The sequence below is a fragment of the Plantactinospora sp. DSM 117369 genome (assembly GCF_053764795.1).
On the sequence record NZ_CM132446.1, the window covers coordinates 6,015,292 to 6,035,984 of the forward strand.

The 20,693-nt window shown below is 74.5% G+C and carries 16 protein-coding genes; 6 read left to right on the plus strand and 10 right to left on the minus strand.

What is annotated here, in order from left to right; translation table 11 throughout:
• Positions 1-14: 14 nt before the first annotated feature.
• Together ACSMXO_RS25840 and ACSMXO_RS25845 are read right to left on the minus strand one after the other, a co-directional pair.
• Positions 15-1,172 (minus strand): winged helix DNA-binding domain-containing protein, encoded by a 1,158-nt coding sequence (locus ACSMXO_RS25840; protein ID WP_455414135.1) that lies wholly within the window; start codon positions 1,170-1,172, stop codon positions 15-17.
• Positions 1,169-1,384 (minus strand): MbtH family protein, encoded by a 216-nt coding sequence (locus ACSMXO_RS25845; protein ID WP_346256898.1) that lies wholly within the window; start codon positions 1,382-1,384, stop codon positions 1,169-1,171. Before ACSMXO_RS25845 ends, ACSMXO_RS25840 begins: the two co-directional genes overlap by 4 nt.
• Positions 1,385-1,521: 137 nt before the next feature.
• Between ACSMXO_RS25845 and ACSMXO_RS25850 the strand changes: the two genes are divergently transcribed.
• From ACSMXO_RS25850 to ACSMXO_RS25870, 5 genes are read left to right on the plus strand one after another with little or no spacing between them, the layout of a single operon-like run.
• Positions 1,522-3,294, plus strand: coding sequence for an amino acid adenylation domain-containing protein (locus tag ACSMXO_RS25850; protein WP_455414136.1), 1,773 nt, complete (start codon positions 1,522-1,524; stop codon positions 3,292-3,294).
• Complete coding sequence (locus tag ACSMXO_RS25855; RefSeq protein WP_455414137.1) at positions 3,291-4,553, plus strand: cytochrome P450; 1,263 nt, start codon at positions 3,291-3,293, stop codon at positions 4,551-4,553. The genes ACSMXO_RS25850 and ACSMXO_RS25855 overlap by 4 nt, the downstream gene beginning before the upstream one ends.
• Positions 4,550-5,296, plus strand: coding sequence for a thioesterase II family protein (locus ACSMXO_RS25860; RefSeq protein WP_346256901.1), 747 nt, complete (start codon positions 4,550-4,552; stop codon positions 5,294-5,296). Before ACSMXO_RS25855 ends, ACSMXO_RS25860 begins: the two co-directional genes overlap by 4 nt.
• A complete protein-coding gene (locus ACSMXO_RS25865; RefSeq protein WP_346256902.1) occupies positions 5,293-7,125 on the plus strand; it encodes an amino acid adenylation domain-containing protein in 1,833 nt (610 codons plus the stop codon). The genes ACSMXO_RS25860 and ACSMXO_RS25865 overlap by 4 nt, the downstream gene beginning before the upstream one ends.
• A 4-nt stretch (positions 7,126-7,129) precedes the next feature.
• Complete coding sequence (locus tag ACSMXO_RS25870) at positions 7,130-8,158, plus strand: hypothetical protein (RefSeq protein ID WP_455414138.1); 1,029 nt, start codon at positions 7,130-7,132, stop codon at positions 8,156-8,158.
• Positions 8,159-8,212: 54 nt separating this feature from the next.
• On the opposite strand, the gene ACSMXO_RS25875 is transcribed toward ACSMXO_RS25870, so the two are convergent.
• The 8 genes from ACSMXO_RS25875 to ACSMXO_RS25910 are packed head-to-tail and all read right to left on the minus strand — an operon-like array spanning position 8,213 to position 18,600.
• Positions 8,213-11,515: a condensation domain-containing protein gene (locus tag ACSMXO_RS25875; protein WP_455414139.1), complete on the minus strand. Its 3,303-nt coding sequence runs from the start codon at positions 11,513-11,515 to the stop codon at positions 8,213-8,215.
• A 16-nt stretch (positions 11,516-11,531) separates the two neighbouring features.
• The gene (locus ACSMXO_RS25880) at positions 11,532-12,170 is read right to left on the minus strand and encodes a class I SAM-dependent methyltransferase (protein ID WP_455414140.1); all 639 of its coding nucleotides are present in this window, start codon (positions 12,168-12,170) and stop codon (positions 11,532-11,534) included.
• A complete protein-coding gene (locus tag ACSMXO_RS25885; protein ID WP_455414141.1) occupies positions 12,167-13,477 on the minus strand; it encodes an MFS transporter in 1,311 nt (436 codons plus the stop codon). Before ACSMXO_RS25885 ends, ACSMXO_RS25880 begins: the two co-directional genes overlap by 4 nt.
• A gap of 23 nt (positions 13,478-13,500) precedes the next feature.
• Positions 13,501-14,529, minus strand: coding sequence for an ATP-binding protein (locus ACSMXO_RS25890; RefSeq protein WP_455414142.1), 1,029 nt, complete (start codon positions 14,527-14,529; stop codon positions 13,501-13,503).
• Positions 14,526-15,836, minus strand: coding sequence for a DegT/DnrJ/EryC1/StrS family aminotransferase (locus ACSMXO_RS25895; protein ID WP_455414143.1), 1,311 nt, complete (start codon positions 15,834-15,836; stop codon positions 14,526-14,528). The genes ACSMXO_RS25890 and ACSMXO_RS25895 overlap by 4 nt, the downstream gene beginning before the upstream one ends.
• A 9-nt stretch (positions 15,837-15,845) precedes the next feature.
• A complete protein-coding gene (locus ACSMXO_RS25900; protein ID WP_346256909.1) occupies positions 15,846-16,616 on the minus strand; it encodes a thioesterase II family protein in 771 nt (256 codons plus the stop codon).
• Positions 16,613-17,476 carry an acyl-CoA dehydrogenase family protein gene (locus ACSMXO_RS25905; RefSeq protein WP_455414144.1) on the minus strand — a complete coding sequence of 288 codons (864 nt, stop codon included), beginning with the start codon at positions 17,474-17,476 and terminating at the stop codon, positions 16,613-16,615. Before ACSMXO_RS25905 ends, ACSMXO_RS25900 begins: the two co-directional genes overlap by 4 nt.
• Positions 17,473-18,600, minus strand: coding sequence for an acyl-CoA dehydrogenase family protein (locus ACSMXO_RS25910; RefSeq protein ID WP_455414145.1), 1,128 nt, complete (start codon positions 18,598-18,600; stop codon positions 17,473-17,475). Before ACSMXO_RS25910 ends, ACSMXO_RS25905 begins: the two co-directional genes overlap by 4 nt.
• Before the next feature lie 88 nt (positions 18,601-18,688).
• Here ACSMXO_RS25910 and ACSMXO_RS25915 point away from each other — a divergent pair, with 88 nt between their 5' ends.
• Positions 18,689-20,662 carry a non-ribosomal peptide synthetase gene (locus tag ACSMXO_RS25915; RefSeq protein ID WP_455414146.1) on the plus strand — a complete coding sequence of 658 codons (1,974 nt, stop codon included), beginning with the start codon at positions 18,689-18,691 and terminating at the stop codon, positions 20,660-20,662.
• The last annotated feature ends 31 nt before the right edge of the window (positions 20,663-20,693 follow it).

The window sequence follows — 20,693 nt, forward strand, 5'->3', positions numbered from 1 at the left end:
TGCGGTCGGTGGGTCTAGGCGTCGGCCCAGACGGTGCGGGCGGTGCCGCCGAGGGCGTGGGCGAGGGACTCGGCGCGGGCGCCGAAGGCCTTGCGGGTACGGGCCGCGACCGGGCCGAAGCCCTGTAGCGACAGGGTCACCGCGGCACGGCTCTGCTCGTGCCTCCAGACCCCGCAGATGCGCCCGCGGTCGAGCAGCACCGCGGAGATCCAGCCCTGCGGCCGGTAGATCTCCTCCTTGCGCTCCGGCGGCAGGAGCGCCTCGTGGTTGCGGGGGCAGGCGGCCACCACGTACGGGTCGAAGCCGGGGAGCAGCCGGGCGTGCGGTCCGCGCGGCAGCGCGGCGGTCATCAGCTCTTCCAGGTCGACGGCCCGGACGAAGCCGCGATGCCCTGCCACGTCGACCGGGGTGAGCTCGTCGCCGAGCGCGGCCATCGCCCGTCCTGCCTCGGCCGGCTGGCAGCCCCACCAGCGGGCGAAGTCCTCCCGGGCCACCGGCCCGTACGCGGCCACGAACCGGCGCACCACCTCCACCAGAGCGGCGTCCGGGGCGATCGAGTCCCACTCGGCGTCCACCCAGTCCCGCGGATTGACGAAGGTGACGTTGCGCCCGCGTCCGCTGCCGAAGCACAGGTCGCCGCGGTACGCGGACGGCTTGAACAGGTCACCCCATCCGGAGCGCAGCCGCTCGGCCATCTCGGGCCGGCCGATCCGGTCGGACACCGCGATGGCCAGTTCCTCGCGGGTGAGCTCGGCGCCGGACAGCGCCTCCGGGATCGCCGCCTGGATCGCGTCCAGCTCGTCCCGAGTGACGCCCTGGTAGCGCAGCCACGACGGGGTCAGGTGCCCGCGGCGCATCCGGCCGGCCGCAGTCCACAGTGGCATCTCCGCGGCCGGCAACAGGTGCAGCGTGCCGCGCATGGCCCAGGTCTTGACCAGCGCGCGGTCGGTCACCGCGGCGGCCACGTCACCCGGTCGGAGCTTGTCCGACCGGACCGTGACCGCGAGCTCGGCGCAGGAGGCGATCTGCGCGTGCAGGCCGCACAGCCGGGACGCGACGCCGGTGACGGTGTGTCCCGCATCACCGGGCTTTCCGGCGAGCAGGTGCCGCCCGAGGCGGAAGGCGAGCACCTGCTCCCAGGTGACCGAGACAGCGGGTTCGGCCCCGGTCATGCCGCCTGGTTCGCGGTCATGAACCGACGCAGGCTGGCCGGCCGCATGTCGGTCCACACCCGATCGATGTGGTCCAGGCATTCCTGGCGGGTGCCGGTGAAGCCGGTGTCGAACCATCCCGCCGGTAGCGTCCGATCGCGCCACCAGACGGAGTACTGCTCCTCCTCGTTGCGGACGACGGTGAACTGCTCGTCGTTCTCCGGGGCCGTCATGTCGTCTCCTTCCGTCGGTCCTGGGTGTTAACTAGAGTCAATTCTTGCGGCTCCATTGTCAACCCCAGTAAGCATAACTAGAGTCAACTCACTAGATGGCCGCGGTCTCGCGTGGCCCGCACCCCGGAGGAAGAGCCGTGACCCACTCTTTTCCGCCGCGCATCGTGGATCTCGTCGTCCGCCAGGTTCAGGCCCAGCCGGACGCCACTGCGGTCAGCGCCGGCGACCACTCGCTCACCTACCGCGACCTGGACCGGGCGTCCGACGCCGTCGCGTCCCGGCTGACCGCGGCCGGCACCCGTTCCGACGACGTCGTCGCGGTGCTCGCCGACCGCTCCCCCGACCTGATCGTCGCGCTGCTCGGCATCCTCAAGGCCGGCGCGGGATATCTCGTGGCCGACCCGTCCGCGCCCGCCGAGCGGCTGGCCTGGATCCTCGGCGACGCCGCGCCCGCCGCGATCCTGACCGGACCCGGGCACACCCCGCCCGGCGACCCGGCGGTGCCGGTGCTGCCCCTGACCGGCCCCGCCGCCCGACCCGCCGTCCCGGTGCCGGTCGCGCCCGGCACGCTGGCCTATGTCAGCTACACCTCCGGATCCACCGGCCGCCCCAAGGGGGTCGCCGTACCGCACGACGCGGTCGTCCGGCTGGTGCACGACACCCGCTGGGCGAGCTTCGGACCGGACGACGTGTTCCTCCAGGCGTCCCCCGTCGCATTCGACGCGTCCACCCTGGAGATCTGGGCGCCGCTGACCACCGGCGGGCGGCTCGCCATGCACCCGCCCGGCCCGGTCACCGCGGCGAGCATCGCCGCGACGGTCGCGGCCGAGGGTGTCACCGTGCTGTGGCTCACCGCCGGGATCTTCCATCAGCTCGCCCGCACCTCCCCCGGCGCCCTGCGCGGCGTCCGGCACCTGCTGGCCGGCGGAGACGTGGTCGCGCCACGGCAGATCGCCCAGGTCCTCGACGCGGTACCGGGGCTCACCTTCACCAACGGGTACGGCCCGACCGAGAACACCACCTTCACCACCTGCTGGACCAGCACGACCGCCCCGGCCGCCCGGACCACCCCGATCGGGCACCCGATCGACGGGACCGACGTACGGGTCCTGGACGACGAGCTGCGCCCGGTGCGGCCGGGCACCGAGGGGCGGCTGTGGGCCACCGGCCGCGGCCTCGCCCGCGGGTACCTGGGCCGTCCCGGCCTCACCGCGGAGAAGTTCCGGCCCGACCCGTGGGGCGCCCCCGGTGACCGGATGTACGACACCGGCGACCGGGTCCGGATCCGTGCCGACGGCGCGATCGAGTACCTCGGCCGGGCCGACCAGCAGGTCAAGGTCCGCGGCTTCCGGGTCGAGCCGGGCGAGATCGAGCAGACCCTGCGCCGCCGCCCGGAGGTGGCCGACGCGGCCGTGGTCGCGCAGACCGACCCGGTGACCGGGACCCGGCTGGTCGGGTACGTCGTGCTGGCCGGCGCCGCCGGGCCGGAGACCGCCGCCGCCATCCGCCGCGACCTGCGCACCGAGCTGCCCGAGTACATGATCCCGGCCGCCGTACTGCCACTGGACCGGATGCCGCTCACCGCCAACGGCAAGGTGGACCGGTCCCGGCTGCCCGCCGCGGACCGCGCGCCCCGCACCGTGGAGGGTGACTACCACCCGCCGTCCACGGCCACCGAGGCCGAGCTCGCCGAGGTGTGGGGCCGCGCCCTCCAGGTCGAACCGATCGGCGTGGACGACGACTTCTTCGAGCTCGGCGGGCACTCGCTGCTCGCCGCCGAACTGGTCGGCGAACTGCACCGCCGGTTCGCGGTCCGGGTCCCGGCCCGCACGCTGTACCGCGACGCGACCATCCGCCGGCTCGCGGCGGTCGTCGACGAACTCCGGGACACCCTGGCAGTGGCAGCATGACCGCGACCGCCGTACCCGCCACCGGCCGCTGCCCGTTCGGCTTCGGCGCCGCCGCGAGCCTCGATCTGATCGACCCCGGCCTGTACGCCTACCGGGACCCGCACCCGATCTGGCAGGGCCTGCGCGAGCACGATCCGGTGCACTGGCAGCAGGTCGGCCCGGATCTCGGCTTCTGGTCGGTGACCCGGTACGCCGACGTCGACCACGTGCTGCGCCGGCACGATCTGTTCACCTCCGAGGAGGGATCGCTGCTGACCCTGCTCGGACGCGGCGATCCGGCCGGTGGCCGGCAGATCGCGGTCACCGACCCGCCCCGGCACTCGCAGATGCGCGACCGACTGCAGCGCGCCATGACCAAGCGGTCGCTCCAGACCCACGACGGCATGATCCGGGCGGAGATCCGGCAGTTGCTCGGCGCGATCACCGACGACACCCCGGTCGACGTGGCCGCCCTGCTCACCGACCTGCCGATGGCCGTGACCGGCACGCTGATGGGTGTGCCGCGCGCCGACTGGCCGCGGCTGACCCGACTCACCACGATGGCGATCGCGCCGGACGATCCCGAGTACGCGCTGCCCGGCGGACCCGGCGAGACCCTGCGGGAGGCGCACCGGGAGCTGTTCGCGTACTTCCAGGACCTGCTGGACGATCGCCGCCGGGCGCCGGGCGAGGACCTGGTCAGCCGGCTCATCGCCACCGAGGTGGACGGCCGGCCGCTCGGGTCGAGCGAGATCGTCTCCAACTGCTACAGCCTGATCCTCGGCGCGAACACCACCACTCCGCACGTACCGGTCGGCGCGCTCGCCGAGCTCGACCGCAGCGGCGGCTATCGGGACTGGGCCCGCCACCCGGAGTTGCTCGCGTCCGGCATCGAGGAAGCCCTGCGCTGGGTCTCCCCGGCCAACCACTTCATGCGGCACGCCACCCGGGACACCGAGATCGCCGGGGTACGGATCCGGGCCGGCGACCCGGTGGTGGCCTGGCTCGGATCGGCCAACCGGGACGAGCACGTCTTCGACCGGCCGCACCGGTTCGACGTGCGCCGCAAGCCCAACCGGCACATCGCGTTCGGCGCCGGGCCGCACTACTGCATCGGGCACACCGTTGCCCGGGCCACCCTGCGAGCGCTGTTCGCCGAACTGTTCCACCGGATCGAGTCGTACGAGGTGGCGGGCGAGCCGCAGCGGCTGGTCTCCAACTTCATCGCCGGGTACAAGCACCTCACCATCACCGCCCGGCTGCGGGAGGTGACGCCGTGACGGGCAAGTGGCTCACCCGCGCGCCCCTGGCCGAGTCCGCGGCACTGCTGTTCTGCCTGCCCTACAGCGGGTGCGGCGCCAGCATGTACCGGTCCTGGCCCCGCTTCGTCGGCGGGATCGAGCTGTGCCCGGTGCAGCTGCCCGGCCGGGAGAACCGGATGCGGGAGCCCGTTCCGGACACGTACGAGGAACTGGCCGGGGCGGTGGCCGCCGCGCTGCGGCCGGAGCTGGACCGCCCGTACGGGTTCTTCGGGCACTGCGGGTCGGCGCTGCTCGCGTACCAGACCGCGGTGGAACTGCAGCGCACCGGCGCGCCGCGCCCCGCCCACGTCTTCGTGTCATCCCAGGTCGCGCCGGACGAGGGCCCGTACGGCCGGTTCCTCGGCATGGACCGGGACGCGCTGCGGACCGAGGTCGTCGAGCTGATGCGGCGAACCGGTCACCCGCCGTTGCCCGACCTGGTCGAGCTGTGCCTGGACGTGCTCACCACCGACGTGGCGGTGAACCGGCGCTACCGGCCGGAGACCCGGACCGTGCTGGACGCTCCGCTGACCGCGATCGCCTGGACCGGCGACGCCGAGGTCGAGCCGTGGCGCACGGAGGGCTGGGAGCGCTACGGCACCCCAAGCCGCCGGGCCGTGCTCGACGGCGGCCACCACACCTTCCTCGACGCCCCGGCGCCGTTGCTCGACCTGTTCGTCACCGGCCTCGTCGCCGACTCAGAGATGGAGAACGTCGGATGACCACCACTCAACTCCCCCGGCCCGCCCTGGCCGCCCCGGAGCCCGCCGAGCCGCCGGCCGACGGCACCACCCTGGTGCACCGCCTCATCGAGGCGCGGGCCAAGCGCACCCCGCACGCGCTGGCCGCCACCGCCGGCCGCGAACGGCTGACCTACCGCGACCTCAACGCCCGGGCGAACCGGCTGGCCCGCACCCTGCGCGCCGCCGGTGTCCGTACGGAGCAGCCGGTCGCCCTGCTGATGGAGCGCTCACTGGAGATGCTGGTCGGCTTCTTGGCCGTACTGAAGTCCGGCGGCGCCGCGGTCCTGCTCGACCCCGGACATCCCGACCAGCGGCTGCGCACCGTGGCCGCGGCGACCCGGCCGCGGCTGGTGCTCACCCTGGAGTACCTGCGCCGCCGGCTGCCCGAGTTGCCGGCCGTGCTGCTCGACACCGACCGGCCGGAGATCGACCGGCAGGCGCCCGACGACCTCAACGTGCCGGTGCACCTGGACAACCTCGCGTACCTGGTGCACACCTCGGGGTCGACCGGCGAGCCGAAGCGGGTGGGCGTGCTGCACCGCTCGGTCGCGCACAGCATCGCCACCCACCAGGCCGGGCACCGGATCACCGCCGACGACCGGGCCGCGTGGATCTCCCCGCCCGGCTCGTCGGCAGTGGTCGGCGAGATCTGGCCGTACCTGGCGGCCGGCGCCAGCGTGCACGCCGCCCCCGCCGGCATCGTCGCCGACGTCGAGGACCTGCGCGACTGGCTGCTGCGGTGTGCCGTCACCAAGGCGTTCCTGCCGATGCCGCTGGCCGAGCTGATGGTCAACCTGGACTGGCCGGCCGACACCGATCTGCGGCTGGTCACCATCGGCAGTGACACCGTGCGCCGCTGGGCGTCCGCCGCGCTGCCGTTCGAGGTGGCCGTCTCGTGCGGCTCGGCCGAGGCGAACGGGGTCACCAGCAGCCTGGTCCCATGGGACGGCCGGCTCACCAACCGCACCGCCACCGCCGCCGACCGGGCCGGGCTGCCCCCGGTCGGGCGCCCCTGGCCGGACGTGCGCCTGCACCTGCTGGACGCCGCGATGCGCACCGTCCCGGCCGGTGCGATCGGCGAGATCTGCGTCGACAGCCCGGAGCTGGCCCGCGGCTACCTCGGCGCGGCCGGCCTGACCGCGGACCGGTTCGTGCCCAACCCGTACGGGCGGCCCGGCACCCGGCTGTACCGCACCGGCGACCTCGGCCGGATGCGCCCGGACGGGCATCTGGAGCACCACGGCCGCACCGACCGGGACATCAAGATCCGCGGGTTCCGGGTGTCGCCGGCCGAGATCGAGGCCGAGTTGCTGAAGCTGCCCGGGATCCGGGACGCCGCGGTGGTCGCGGTCGAGGCCAGGACCGACGGCACCGACCGGCGGCTCGTCGCGTACGTCGTCGCGGATCCCCGCCCGGACGCGGCTCGGGTCGTCGCGTACCTCGCCGAGCGGCTCCCCGCCTACCTGGTCCCGGCGGCCGTGACCTTCCTGGACCGGATGCCACTGACCCCGAACGGCAAGGTGGACCGCGCCGCCCTGCCGTCGCCCGACTGGGTGTCGATGGCCCGCTGCGGGGAGCACCGGGAACCGCGGGACGAGCTCGAGGCCGGGATCGCGGGCGCCTTCGGCGAGGTGCTCGGCCGCACCGGCGTGGGCGCCGAGGACAACTTCTTCCACCTCGGCGGGGACTCGCTGACCGGAGCGCGGCTGGCCCAGCGGCTGCGGGCGCTGCTCGGCGAGCGGGTGCCGCTGCGCGTGATCTTCCAGAACCCCACCCCGGCCGCCCTGGCCGGGCGCCTGCGCGCCTGACACCGTGCTGTACGAGATGATGCCCGGAACGCCGGGCGCCGTGGTCGACCGGCTGGTCGGCCGGCTCCGGGCCTGCCCGGACGTCGCCGCCTGGGCGGTCGACCTGGCCGGTCGCACGTTCGTCGTGGTCAGCGGCGACGAGTCGCGGGTGCCCGCGCTCGACGCCGCCACCGCCGAGGTGGTGCTCGCCGAGCACAGCACCACCGACCGCGGGTACTGGCTCGTCGGCCGGGAGAGCCGGGTGGCACCCGACCAGGTCCGGATCGGCCGGGCAGTGGTCGGCAGTGGCGACGTGTGGTGCGCGGCCGGGCCGTGCGCCCTGGAGTCGGTGCCGGACACCCTGGAGACGGCGCACGTGCTGCGCGCCCAGGGTGCCCGGGCGCTGCGGATGGGACTGTTCAAACCGCGCTCGAGCCCGTACCACTTCCAGGGCAAGGGACGCGGTGGGCTGGCCGACCTGGCGGCGATCCGGGCCGAGGTGGGCCTGCCGGTGGTGACCGAGGTACTGGACCCGCGGGACGTGCAGGTCGTCGCCGAGGTCGCCGACTGTCTTCAGGTGGACACCCGCAACATGTCCAACCGGGCGCTGCTGGCCGAGCTGGGCACGATCGACCGGCCGGTGCTGCTCATGCGCGGGCTGCGCTCGTCGGTCTCGGACTGGCTGCGCGCCGCCGAGTTCGTGTTCAGCCGCGGCAACCGGGCAATCGTGCTGTGCGCCCGCGGGGTGGCGACGTTCGACGACTCGCTGGCGTTCCAGCCCGACTTCGGCGCCATCCTGGCCGTCCGGCAGCGGTGCGACCTGCCGGTCGTCTTCGATCCGAGCCACAGCACCGGACGCCGGCACGCGATCGCGCCGGCCGCGCTGGCCGCCTCCGCGTTCGGCGCCGACGGCATCCTGCTGGAGTCGTTCCTGCGCCCGGAGCGGCTCTACCGCCCGGGCGACGGCGACCAGATGTACCCGCCGGGCCGGGTGGCGGAGCTGCTGGAGGCGTGCCGCCAGGTGCGGGCGGTCTTCGACCGGGTCGACGTCTGACGCGCAGCACGGGGGCGGACATCCACTGTGGATGTCCGCCCCCGTGCTGCGCCGTTAGCCGAGCTCGGATACTGCGGTGGCCGGGGCAGCGGCCGCGCCGACGAGGATCCGCTCCAGCGTGGCGAGCTGGGCATCGATCGACTCGGCGTGCCAGAGCGCGGTGTTGTACTCAGCGCCCAGCTCCAGCTCGTCCCCGCGCTGCATGGCGGTGTACGAGATGTCGTAGCGGGACGCGCCGCTGGAGACGTACCGCCAGGTCGACGCGCAGCCCGGCAGGTCCAGGTTGATGTCGTCGCCGTCCTGCCAGGCCACGGTGACCTGGACCAGCGGCAGCCGGTTCGCCGCGCGCCGCGCGCCGATCAGCCGGACCACCTCCGGCAGCGGCAGGCCCTGGTTGTCGTACGCGTCGATGGTCACCTCCCGGACCCCGGCGACGACCTCCGCGAACGTGGCCCCGGACGGAACCCGGACCCGCAGCGCCAGCACGTTGACCGAACACCCGACGAGGTCGTGCGCGTCGGCGCGCTGCCGGTTCTCGGCCGGCGCCCCGACCACGAACTCCTGCTGCCCGGACTCGCGCGACAGCAGCACCGCGCACGCCGCGGCGAACACCACGAACGGCGTGGCCGACAGCTCCGCGCCGAGCGTCCTGACCGCACTCATCAGCGGCACCGACGGCACCCGGTCGTAGTGGCCACCGGCGAAGCTCAGGCCCTCCGGCGCCACCAGGTCGGTGCGCAGCCGCAGCTCCGGCACGCCGCGTAGCGCAGCGGCCCAGTAGTCGCGCTGGCGGTCCCCGGCCGGGCCGGCCAGCCAGTCGCGCTCCCACCGGGCGTACTCGGTCCAGGCCAGCGCGGGCGCCGGCAGCGCCGCCGGGAGGCCGTCCCGGGCCGCCCGGTACGCCGCCACCAGATCCCGCCGGAACGTGTACAGGCCGACCTCGTCCACGCCGATGTGGTGGAACACCACCAGCAGCCGGGCCCGGGTCGGCCCGGCCACCACGAGCTGGGCCCGGACCGGGGGCTCGGTGCGCAGGTCGAACCCGGACGCCGCCTGCTCGCGGGCCATCCGGTCGGCGGCCGCCAAGGCCCGCTGCTCGCCGAGGCCGGTGAGATCATGCACCTCCAACTCCGGTCCGGCGCCGGGCACGACCTGCTGCACGGGGCCGTCCGCGGTCCACTCGTACCGGCACCGCAGCGCGTCGTGCCGGGCGATCACCGCAGCGAACGCCGCCGCGAGCGCTTCCGGATCGAGCGTGCCGGTCAGGTCGAATTCCAGCGGGATGTTGTACGTCGGAGCGCCGGGGGCGAGCTGCTCCATCACCCAGATCTGCCGCTGCGCCCCGGTCAGTGGGGCCGGGCCGGGATCGGCGGCGGCCGGTTCGGCGGCGGCCGGCAGCAGGGCGTCCAGCTCGTCGCTGCTCAGCCCGGCCAGCAGTTGCAGGGTCTGTACGGCGTCCGGCTGCCCCCGGCAGATCAGCCGGGCCAGACCGTCCACGGTGGGGTGTTCGAAGATCGCCCGGATCGGCGCTTCGAGGCCCAGTTCGTCCCGGGCCAACAGGGCCAGCCGGGCCACCATCATCGAGTGGCCGCCGTGCTCGAACACGTCGTCGTGCGGGCCGTACCCGGGGTTGCCGAGCTCCCGGCGCCACAGTGCGAGCAGTGCCGGCCGGACGGTGTCGAGGCCGGGCGGGTCGCCGACGTCCGGCTCGCCGCCCGACTGCCGGACGGCGGCGGAGGCGTACCGCGGGACGGCGTCCGGCGGCAGCGCGGCCACCTCGTCCAGCGGCACGGTGATGCCGCCGATGACCGGGAACCGGTCCGCCGGGCCCAGGTCGACCACGACACCGCCCGGCCGCCGGTACCCGACCCGGCCGGTGTCCGGGCCCGGCGGGACGAGCACGTCGTCGATGCGCCCGCCCGGTCCGGCGCGGTGCAGCCGACCCAGCGCGAAGTCGGGGGCCACGCAGTCGCCGATCAGCACCTCCCGCTCCGAGCAGGACCGCTCCCCCGCACCCAGCATCGGCAACCGGCCCAGTTCGAGCTCCGGTTCCGCGCACCCGGCACGTAGCACCGCTTCCAGGTGCCGGATCAGGGTACGTACATACGCCGCCTCGAACAGCGCGTCGTCGTACTCCACCCACAGGGTCACGTCGCCCGGGCCAACCTCGGCCTCGATCAGCAGGTCGAAGCGGGCGCGGCCGCGCGGAATCTGCTCCTCGGTGGCCCGCACCGGGCCGAACGGCACGCCGTGGGCCACCTTCGGCGACTGGGTGACCATCACCTGCACCAGCGGCGGGATGCTCGGGTCCCGACCGGTCAGGCCCTCCACCATGCTGGTGAACGGCACCTCCTCGAACTCCAGCGCGTCCAGCACCGCCTCCGTGGTCTCGGCGAGCAGGTTGCGGAACGACGAGGCCGGGCGGGGACGCAGTCGCAGCGGCAGGGTGTTGGCGAAAAACCCGACCACGTCGTCGAAGCCGCCCGGGCTCCGTCCCGCGCCGGCGGTGCCGATGATCAGGTCGTCGTCCCCGGTGTGCCGGTGCGCCACCGCCGCGAACGCCGCGATCAGCACGCAGGCCGGGGTGCTGCTCTCCCGCATCGCGAAGTCGAGCAGCCCGCGGGCGGACGCCGGATCCAGGTCGAACCGCGCACGCTCGCCGTGCTCGGACTTCACCGCCGGCCGGAGCCGTCCCTTGTGCAGGTCGAGCAGCACGGGGGCGCCGGCCAGCCGATCCCGCCAGTACGCCTGCCCCTCGCTGCGCTCCCCGCCGGCCAGCGCCGCCCGCTGCCGCGCCACATGGTCGGCGAACCGGGCGGCCGGCGGCGGCAGCGCCGGCGGCCGGCCGGTCAGCTCGGCCGTCATCAGCTCGTCCAGCTCGGTGCGGATCAGCGTCAACGACTGCCCGTCGGCGACCAGGTGGTGGCACCCGATGAGAAGCAGGTGTTCGCGCGGGCCGAGGCGCAGCAGCATGCTGCGGGTCAGCGGCCCGGCGGCAATGTCGTACGGGCGGTCGGCGAACTCGCGGGCGATCCGCTCGGCCGCCGGCCGGCGCTGGTCCTCCGGCAGGTGGGCCAGATCGTGCGCCGGGCCGGTGGCCAGCGACAGGGATGTCAGGTACCGGCACACCGGCGCGCCGTTCTCGGTCGGGAACGTGGCACGCAGCGACTCGTGCCGCTCCGCCACCGCGTCCAGCGCCCGGCCGAGCAGGCCGACGTCGAGGTCGCCGTCCAGCCGCAGCTGCCACAGCTCGTTGTACAGCCGCGCCGCCGGGGACAGGTTCTCGATGAACCAGAGCTGCTCCTGGGCGTACGAGAGGGGCACCGGCCCGGCGGCGACCGTCGGAGAGTCGAGCATGACGTCCTCCTCGTCCTCACCGTGGCCGGGCGGCCAGGATCTTGGTGACCGAATGCGTGTGCGGCTCCGGCACGTCCGCGTGCGACGAGATGATGGTGACGTCCTCGACCCGCAACAGCTCCCAGCCGGTGTACATGCGCAGGTACTCGTGGTGCGCGGGCAGCAGCCGGGGCGGATTGACGTGCCGATCCAACTGCTGCGCGCGGTCGTTGAACGAGCAGAGCACATGCACCCCGCCCGGCCGGGTCGCCGCCTGGAGGTTCCGGACGGTTCGCCGGGCCTGGTCCAGGCTGGAGTTCCAGTGCAGCACGCTGTCGCAGACCACGACGTCGTACCCGCCGCTCGGGACGGCCAGCGAGACGTCCGCCGTCCCCCAGGTGATCCGCGGCTCGTCCGGCCAGAGCTGGCGGGCGTGCTCCAGGGCCAGCTCGGAGATGTCGACCGCGTCCACGGTCGCACCGGCACGGGCCAGGAAGACCGTGTTGCGGCCCTCGCCGCAGCCGGCGTCGAGCGCGCGGGCGCCGTCCAGCGTGACGTGCGCCTCCAGCGCTGCGACGTACGGCTCCGGCTCGACACCCCACAGGCACGGGGTCAGGGCGTACCCGTGGTCACAGCCTCCGGCGTTGGCGGTCGGGTCGCTGATCGCGGCGGTCATCGGTTCTCCTCGGGGGTGATCTCGTCCAGGGTGCGGACCTTGGGCACGGGCGAGAAGATCAGCCACAGCAGCGCCAGCGGCGTGCCGATGGCCGAGACGTACAGGGCGTTGTGCAGGCCGATCCAGTCGCCGAGCAGGCCGGCGCCGACCGCGCCGATCGGGATGACGCCGATGGTGACGAACCGGAAGCTGGCGTTGACCCGGCCGCGCAACCGGCTCGGCGTGATGGTCTGGCGCATCGTGATGCTGGTGATCGCCGAGACCACGATGCCGAGCCCGACGATCAGGTAGACCGCGCCGAAGAGCACGGCCTGCACCGGCTTCGGCCCGCTGATGAACGGCAGGGCCACCATCGGGGCGATGGTCAGCGCGGTCGACCAGACCAGCGCCGGGCCGACCCCGATCCGGTCCACCAGCTTGCCGGTGATCAGGGCGCCGAGGGTGCCGCCGACGCTGCCGACGGCGAAGACGACGCCGATGACACCGGCGCTGAGGCCGACGTCGCGGCTGGCGTACACCAGGAACAGCACCATGACGATCTGGGAGAACAGGTTGAACGTCGCGGCCTCGGCGGCCAGGGCGCGCAGGTGCGGGTTCCCGAACGTGGCGACCAGGCCCTCCTTGATGTCCCGGAAGACGCCGCGGACCCCGCCGGTCCCGCCGCGGATCAGGTCGTCCTCGGATTCGCGGTGCCGCATCGCGCTGAGGCTGAGCGCGGACACCAGGAAGCTCAGCGCGTCCACGGCGATCGCGAACGGGGCGCGCAGCACCTGCACCAGAATGCCGCCGAGACCGGGGCCGACGATGCCGGAGATCTGCTGGGTGCCCTCCAGCTTGCTGTTCGCGTTGATCAGCCGGTCGTTGTCCAGCAGGGACCCCACGAATGCCGGGTACGCCAGGTTGAACACGACGGTCAGGCAGCCGACCACGAAGGCGGCGACGTACAGGATCGGCATCGAGAGGATGCCGCCGAGCGCCAGTAGCGGGATGATGCCGAGCGCGAGGAAACGGCCCAGGTCGGCCGCGATCATCAGGCGGCGGCGGCGCACCCGGTCGACCAGGACCCCGGCGAACAGGGTCAGCACCAGCCCGGCCAGGTCCTTCAGGCCGCTGAGGATGCCGATCTCGGTGGCCGACGCCCCCAGGAAGACCAGGGCGGTGAACGGCAGCGCGATCTCGGTGATCTCACTGCCGATCGTGGACACGCCCTGCCCGAACCAGAGCAGCCGGAAGTCGCGCTTGGAGTGGTCGCGCGGCGGGGCCGGATCGGGAGGCGGAACGGTCGTGGGTGCGAGTTCGGTGATCATCGGTGAACCTCCTGGCGAACTGATCAGGCCGCTGCCGCGGTGGCACCGGCAGGCACGCCGGCGCAGCGGCGCAACTTGTCGAGGGCACGGCCGGGGTCGTCGGCGACGACGGTGAGCCGCGAGGTGGCGAAGACGCCGCCCGCCGGGTCGCAGACCGGGTCGCCCCGGTACGGGATCTCGGCGGCGTGGCCGGTGGCGGCGACGTCGCCGCTGAGCGTGTGGTCGTCGTACAGCGCGAAGATCGGCAGTCCGGTGGCCATCGCGGCCAGCCGCATGGTGCCGGAGACGCGCGGGTTGATCTCCAGGACCCGGGGCACGCCGTCGGCGGTGACCAGGTACTCGATCTCGATCAGGCCGACCGCGTCGGCGGAGACGGCGAGCGCCCGCGCATCGTCGCGCAGCCGGCGTTCCAGGGCCGGGTCGATCGGCTCGTACGGGCACAGCCGCAACCGGCGCCAGGGCGGCACCAGCTCAGTCGAGGTCGGCCCCTTCCAGATCGGCGGCAAGGTCACCACCCGCTCGCCGTCCCGGAAGACGACCATCGAGTACTCGACGCCGTCGGCGTACAGCTCGGCGATCTCGTCGGGGGCCGGAGCGCGGTCGCTGAGCCGGGCCAGTACGGTCCCGCGGCTCTGCGTGCCGTGCCGGGCCTTGATGACGACGAGCGGGTCCCCGGTGACCCCCGGCAGCCGCTCGCCGGTCGTCCAGGGCAGGCCCGGGCAGCCGCAGGCGTCGAAGAACTCCTTCATCAGCCGCTTGTCCAGCCCGATCCGGGTGGCCCGGGCGGACTGCGCGATCGGCCGGAACCCGGATCGGGCGAGTGCCTGCGCCAGCGTCCGGTCGCGGCAGAGCGTGTCGTGCCCGGAGTGCAGCACCACCCGGCGCGAGCCGATCCGGAACAGGGCGTCGCGGACCGCGCCGACGTCGACGGCGGGCGCCTCGCCGAGCACCACGGTGCGGTCCGCGCCGCCGGAGCCGAGGAAATGCGGAAACCAGACGCCGACGCTCGCCGGCATGACCAGGTGCGCGGCCGGTGCGGTGGAACGGATCATCGGACTCCTCCCGCGGCCGCACGAGTTCCCGGTACGACCGCTGTGGCAGCGGCCGGGACCAGCGGGCGGGCCGGGACCAGCCGGTCGAGGGCGGCGCGGATCGCGGCCCGGTACGGCTCGACCAGCGCTCCGGCGGTGTCGTTGAAGTACGGGCCGGGCAGGCTGACCCAGCTGTCGTGCAGCGCCTCGGCGACCGGCAGGTCGCCACGACGGTGCCGGAAGTGCCGGGCCAGCACGTCCGGCGGGTACGGGCGCCGGTGCCCGGGCTCGGCGCCGGTGAAGATGCTGCTCAGGTGCAGCGGCCGGGTGCTCGGCACGTCGGCCTTGACACCCTGTCGGCGCAGCGCGGCCACCAGGTCGTCCCGGCTGAACCCGGCCCGCTCGGGGTCGACGGTGACGACGATGTCGTACCAGCCGCCCATCGTCACGTGCGGGGCGATCACCGGACCGGTCAGCCCGGGGTGCGCGACCAGCGGCTCCAGCAGCCGGTGCACGTTGGCGCGTTTCGCGGCCACCAGCTCCTCGATCCGGTCCAGGTGGCTCTGCGCCAGCACCGCCGCGGGCGGGCTGATCCGCAGGTTGCCGCCGAGCCCGACGTCGGCCAGCCGGCGCAGCCGCGGATCGTGCACGGTGCGCTCGCTGCGCTGTTTGAAGGCGGTCAGCAGGCAGGCCAGGTCGTAGTGCCGGGAGTCGCGGGCGAGCAGCACCCCGCCCATCCCGCCGGAGACGAGTTTGAGCCCGCCGACGCTGAAGACGGCGAGGTCGCCGAAGGTGCCGACGGGCCGGCCCCGGTACGTGGACCCGTGCGCATGCGAGCAGTCCTCGACGAGGGCGAGCCCGCGCCGCCGGCACAGGGCGGTGATCTCGTCCATCGGTGCCGGGTGCCCGAACAGGTGGGTCACCGCCACCGCCCGGGTCCGCGGCGTGACCGCCCGCTCGATGCTCGCCGCGCTCACCGTGCCGTCCGGGCCCTCGCTGTCCGCCAGCACCGGCACGGCGCCGAGCAGGAACAGCGGCGAGGCGGTGGCGAGGAAGGTGAACGTCGGCACGATCACCTCGTCGCCGGGGCCGAGCCCCAGCGCGAAGTACGCGGCCAGCAGGGCGCTGGTCCCGGAGTTCAGGGTGAGCGCGTACCGCCCGGCGTGCCGCCGGGAGAACGCCGCCTCCAGGCCGGCGATCTCCGGCCCGTGGTCGTAGTCGAAGGAGCGGCCGCGCCGGATCAGCTCGGCGGCCCGGTCGGCCGCCGCGCGGTCGTAGACCGGCCAGCGCGGCGGGTGCGGGATGACGACGGGATCGTCGGTGCCCATGACGGCCTCCTAGGCGGCGACGGCTGCCGGCGCGGCCACGGGGCGCGCCGGGACCGGGACGAGACCGGCCCGGACCCGCGCGAGCAGCCCGGCCGGGTCGGCGTGGACGAAGAAGTGACCGGCGTCGAAGGTGTCGAGGACGAAGTCGCCGCGCGTCTCCACGCCCCAGGCGGCCATCCGGTCCGGTGACGCCTCCGGGTCGGTGCGCCCGGCGAAGGCGTGCACCGGGCAGGACAGCGGCGGGCCGGCCGGGCGGGCCGCGGTTTCCACCACGGCCAGGTCGGCACGGACCGCGGGCAGCACCAGCCGGCGCAGCTCGGCGCTGTCCAGCACCTCGTCCGGGGTGCCGCCGAGCCGGCGCAGGTGGGCGACCAGATCGGGTTCGCTCAGGTGGTGCGCGGCCGGGCCGGGCGGCGCGGCCGGGCCCGGGGAGGCGGCGACGAACAGCCGTTCCGGCGGCCGACCCACTGCGGAGAGGACGTGCGCGGCGTGGTGGGCCACCCGCGCGCCCATGCTGTAGCCGAACAGCGCGTACGGCCGGTCCAGCTCGGCCCGCATCGCCCGGGTGAGCCGATCGACCAGGGTGGACATGGTGGCCACCGGCGGTTCGCCGATCCGGTTCTCCCGCCCCGGCAACTGCACCGCGACGACCTCGGCGACACCGGTCAGGCCGGCACCCCAGCCGCGGTAGAGGGAGGCGCTGCCACCGGCGTACGGCAGGCAGTACAGCCGCATCGGCGCCTCGGGGTCTCGCTGGTGGATCCGGAACCAGGGGTTCATCGCTCGCCCTTCCCCGCGGCGGCAAGGACCGCGGTCGTGTGTTCGGTGTCGGGGCCGGCCGCCAGGCGCCGGTGTCCGGCGGCCCGCCACAGCGCGGCCGGCCGGCCCCAGCTCGTCGCCTCGGTCCCGGCCAGCCGGTAGTAGTGCTGGATCGCGGCGTCGCCGGTGAGTCCGTACGTGCCGTGCAGGTGCAGCGCGCGCCGGGTGACGCCGGTGGCCGCCTCGGCGGCGGCGGCGAGGGCCTGGATCGCGGCCAGCTCCGGTTCGCCGTCGGCCGGCGGCCAGGCGCGCGGCTCGTCTTCCGCGGAGTCCGGGATGCCGGCGGTGTCCCGGTCGGCCAGCCAGGCGGCGTACGCGGTGAGCAACCGGGCCTCCTCGATCCGGACCACGTCGGCGGCGAGGGTGAAGCCGGTGACCTGGAAGGCGGCGATCGGTCGGCCGAACTGGCATCGCTCACCGCTGCGCCGGACCGCCAGTTCGTGCGCGCCGGCCGCGAGACCGACGAGGTAGCCGGCCTGACGGATCCGCGCGCGGACCAGCGCGCCGCCGGCCGGGGGCGGTGCCACGGCCGGTGGGCGCGCGCCCGCGGCGACGTCGGCTGCGGCGGCCCGGCCGGTCTCCGCGGCCAGGCACCCGGACCGGTACGTGTCGCACGCCGCAACCCGTCCGAGTTCCTCGGTCACCACGACGCCGTAGCTCAGCCCGAGCCCGAGCCCACCGGCAGCCGGTGCGATCTCCAGGCCGTGCAGGCCGAGCCGGCCGAGCAGGTCGTGCACGTCGCCGCGCGGCGGTACGTCGCGCAGCGCCCGGCGCAGCGCCGTACGCAGTTCGTCCTGCAGGGCGTCGGGCAGTGGCCTCATCGCGCGCTCCCGGACAGGGACCCGGCGATCAGTTCGAGCATCACCTCGGAAACGCCGGCCGAGATGGTCAGGCCGGGCGCCTCCCGCCAGGCCGATTCGAGGCAGCGGGCGCGGGCGGTCGCCGGGGCGGCGGCCGCGCCGTGCAGCGCAGCACCCCACTCGGCCACCGCGGCGGCGGACTCGCTGGTGTGCAGCTTGGCCATCGCCGCGAACACCGGGTCGAAGCGGTCCTCCTCCAGCCGGGCCAGCGCGGCCCAGGCGAGCAGCCGCGCGGCGTCGGCACGGGCGCCGTGCCGGCCCAGGTCGGCCAGGCTGTCGGCGGCGTCGCCGGGGGTCAGGGCGGCGCGGGCGGTGTCGTACCAGCGGGCCGCCTTGAGCGCGTAGTCGAGCCCGGTGCGTTCCATCGCCAACGCCGTGGTGAGCGCGGCCCAGCCGGCGCCGGGTTCACCGAGCACATCGGACTCCGGGACGAACACCCCGTCCAGGTCGACCCGATGGAAATGCTCATCGGCGAGGCTGGGTATCCGCGCCACGCGGACGCCGGGCGCGTGCAGGTCGATCAGGACCAGGGTGATGCCGTCGTAGCGGGATCCGGGGGCGCCGGTGCGCACCGCGGCGAGCGCCACGTCGCAGAGGGCGGCCTTGAGGCTGTAGATCTTCGTGCCACTCACCAGGTATCCGCCCGGCGCCGGCTCGGCCCGGGTGGTCAGCGCGGCCAGGTCGGACCCGGCCTCCGGCTCGGTGTAGAGCACGCAGGCAAACCGCTCCCCGGCCGCGAACCGGGGCAGCCAGCGCTGCTGCTGGTCCGCCGTGCCGATGGCGCGCAGCACCGACCCGACGATCTGGACGGTGTTGATGTGCAGGGTGTCCGGGACACCGGCCCGGGACAGCTCCTCGGCGACCACGGCGACGCTCATCGGCCCGCCGCCGAGGCCGCCGACCTCGGCCGGCCAGTCGGGGGCGAGGACGCCGGTGGCGCCGATCGCCCGGTAGAGCGGGCGTTCGTCGGGTTCGCCGGTGCCCGCCGCGAGGTCGTCGATGGCGCGGCGGACGCCGGGCGTCGCCAGTACGGCGCGAACCCGGGCGCGCAGCCGGCTCTGCTGCGAGTCGAATCCGAAGTCCACGGCCGCCTCCTTTCTCTAGTGAATCGGAGATTACTCCAGTAAAGTTCGCCCTGTCACTCCCGTAAACCCGATTTCCTGAGGAGGAGCGGTGACTGTTGACAGCGAGCTGCTGCGCCGGCTCAGCCGCATCCCGGCCGACCGGCGGACGAGCTTCCTCACCGGACTGCGGGCGGCCACCGCGCCGCCGGCGCCGCCACCGGACGACATCGAGACCCTGATGCGCGAGTGGGCGCCCGACGAGGTCCCACGCTCGCCCCGCACCATCACCGAGGTGTTCACCGAGACGGCCGCCCGGCATCCCGGCCGGGTCGCGGTCGTCGACAGCGCCGGCCGCCGGACGTACGCCGAGCTGGCCGCCGAGGTCGAGCAGCTGGCCGCCGCCCTGCGCGCCCGCGGCGTGGACGCGGAGCGCCCGGTCGCGGTCCTCACCGGACGCGGCGACGCACGGGCGGTCATCGGGATCCTGGCCGTGCTGCGGGCCGGCGGGTACTGGGTGCCGATCGACCCGGGCAATCCGGCCGAGCGCATCGCCGGCGTGCTGCGCGACGCCGATCCGATCCTGGTCCTGGCCGACGCCGGCACCGAGCCGGTGCTGCCACCGGACGGTCCGCCCGTGTTCCGCCTGGACCGGCCGTGGCCCGCCGCGCCCCCGCTCGCCGCCTCGCCCGGGCACCCGCACCGGCTGGCCTACGCGATCTACACCTCCGGCAGCACCGGCGTGCCCAAGGCCGTGCAGCTCGAGCACGCCGGCGCGGTGCACTTCATCGAGACCGTCCAGCGGCTGTTCGGACTCACCCCCGAGGACCGGCTCATCCAGTACGCGTCGCTGGGCTTCGACGTGTCGGTGTTCGAGATCTTCGCCGCCCTGCTGACCGGCGCCGCGCTCTACCTGCCGGGCGACGACGAGCGGCTGTCGGTGACCGCCCTGTCGGCCGCGCTGCGCCGGGAGCGGATCACCGTCGTGGACCTGCCACCGGCCATCCTGAACCTGCTCGACCCGGCCGGGTTCCCGGACCTGCGGGTGGCCTTCGTCGGCGGCGAGGCGTTCACCGGCGAGCTGACCACCCGATGGGCGCGGCACTGCCGATTCGTCAACGGGTACGGCCCGACCGAGTGCACGGTGACCGTGGTGGCCAAGGAGTGCACCGGCGAGTGGACCACGTCGCCACCGATCGGGCGGGCGATGGACAACCACGTCGCGTACGCCCTCGACGAACGGCTCCGCCCGGTGCCGGTGGGTGAGCCGGGCGAACTCTGCATCGGCGGTCCCGGCCTGGCCCGCGGGTACGCCGGCCGGCCCGGCCTGACTGCCGACCGGTTCGTCCCGGACCCCTGGGCCCGCCACCCGGGCGACCGGCTGTACCGCACCGGTGACCTGTGCCGCTGGACCGCCGACGGCGACCTGGTCTTCCTCGGCCGCAACGACCGGCAGGTGCAGGTCCACGGGCACCGGGTGGAGCTGGGCGACGTCGAGTCGGCCCTGGTCCGCGCCGACGGGGTACGGCAGGCCGTGGCCACCACAGAGGACGGCGGCCAGCTCGTCGCCTACATCGTGCCGGTCACCGCACCGGCCGACCTGGCCGCGATCCGCGCCCGGGCGGCCGAGCTGGTCCCCCGACACATGGTCCCGGCCCTGCTCATCGAGGTGGACGCGATCCCGCTGACGGTGAACGGCAAGACCGACCTGGCCGCGCTGCGCCGGATCCGGCCGGTCGGCGGCGACGACGGCGCGGCCGAGCTGACCCCGGCCCAGCGGCGGTTGCGCGACACATGCCTGGTGCCGGTGCTCGGAACGGTCGCCGCCGGCCCGGACGACGACTTCTTCGAGCTGGGCGGGGACAGCATCCAGGCGATCCGGCTGCTGTCCCGGGTACGCGAGGAGTTCGGCGCCGAGATCCCGCTGAGCGACTTCCTCCGCGAGCCGACGCTGGCCTGGCTCGCCGGCACGGTCGAAACGGCCGCGACGGCCGCGACGGCCGGGCCGGGCAGCGACCTGGATGCCATCCTCGCCGGACTGGCGGAACTGTCCGACGACGACGTCGAGGCGATGCTCGCCGAGTGAGCGCGGAACGGTGACGGGCGGCGGATCCCGG

What these genes read in the sequence shown, in the direction of transcription:
- ACSMXO_RS25840 (WP_455414135.1), bottom strand. Translation starts at nt 1,172, where the DNA reads ATGACCGGGGCCGAACCCGCTGTCTCGGTCACCTGGGAGCAGGTGCTC.
- ACSMXO_RS25845 (WP_346256898.1), bottom strand. Translation starts at nt 1,384, where the DNA reads ATGACGGCCCCGGAGAACGACGAGCAGTTCACCGTCGTCCGCAACGAG.
- ACSMXO_RS25855 (WP_455414137.1), top strand. Translation starts at nt 3,291, where the DNA reads ATGACCGCGACCGCCGTACCCGCCACCGGCCGCTGCCCGTTCGGCTTC.
- ACSMXO_RS25865 (WP_346256902.1), top strand. Translation starts at nt 5,293, where the DNA reads ATGACCACCACTCAACTCCCCCGGCCCGCCCTGGCCGCCCCGGAGCCC.
- ACSMXO_RS25875 (WP_455414139.1), bottom strand. Translation starts at nt 11,515, where the DNA reads ATGCTCGACTCTCCGACGGTCGCCGCCGGGCCGGTGCCCCTCTCGTAC.
- ACSMXO_RS25880 (WP_455414140.1), bottom strand. Translation starts at nt 12,170, where the DNA reads ATGACCGCCGCGATCAGCGACCCGACCGCCAACGCCGGAGGCTGTGAC.
- ACSMXO_RS25885 (WP_455414141.1), bottom strand. Translation starts at nt 13,477, where the DNA reads ATGATCACCGAACTCGCACCCACGACCGTTCCGCCTCCCGATCCGGCC.
- ACSMXO_RS25890 (WP_455414142.1), bottom strand. Translation starts at nt 14,529, where the DNA reads ATGATCCGTTCCACCGCACCGGCCGCGCACCTGGTCATGCCGGCGAGC.
- ACSMXO_RS25895 (WP_455414143.1), bottom strand. Translation starts at nt 15,836, where the DNA reads ATGGGCACCGACGATCCCGTCGTCATCCCGCACCCGCCGCGCTGGCCG.
- ACSMXO_RS25900 (WP_346256909.1), bottom strand. Translation starts at nt 16,616, where the DNA reads ATGAACCCCTGGTTCCGGATCCACCAGCGAGACCCCGAGGCGCCGATG.
- ACSMXO_RS25905 (WP_455414144.1), bottom strand. Translation starts at nt 17,476, where the DNA reads ATGAGGCCACTGCCCGACGCCCTGCAGGACGAACTGCGTACGGCGCTG.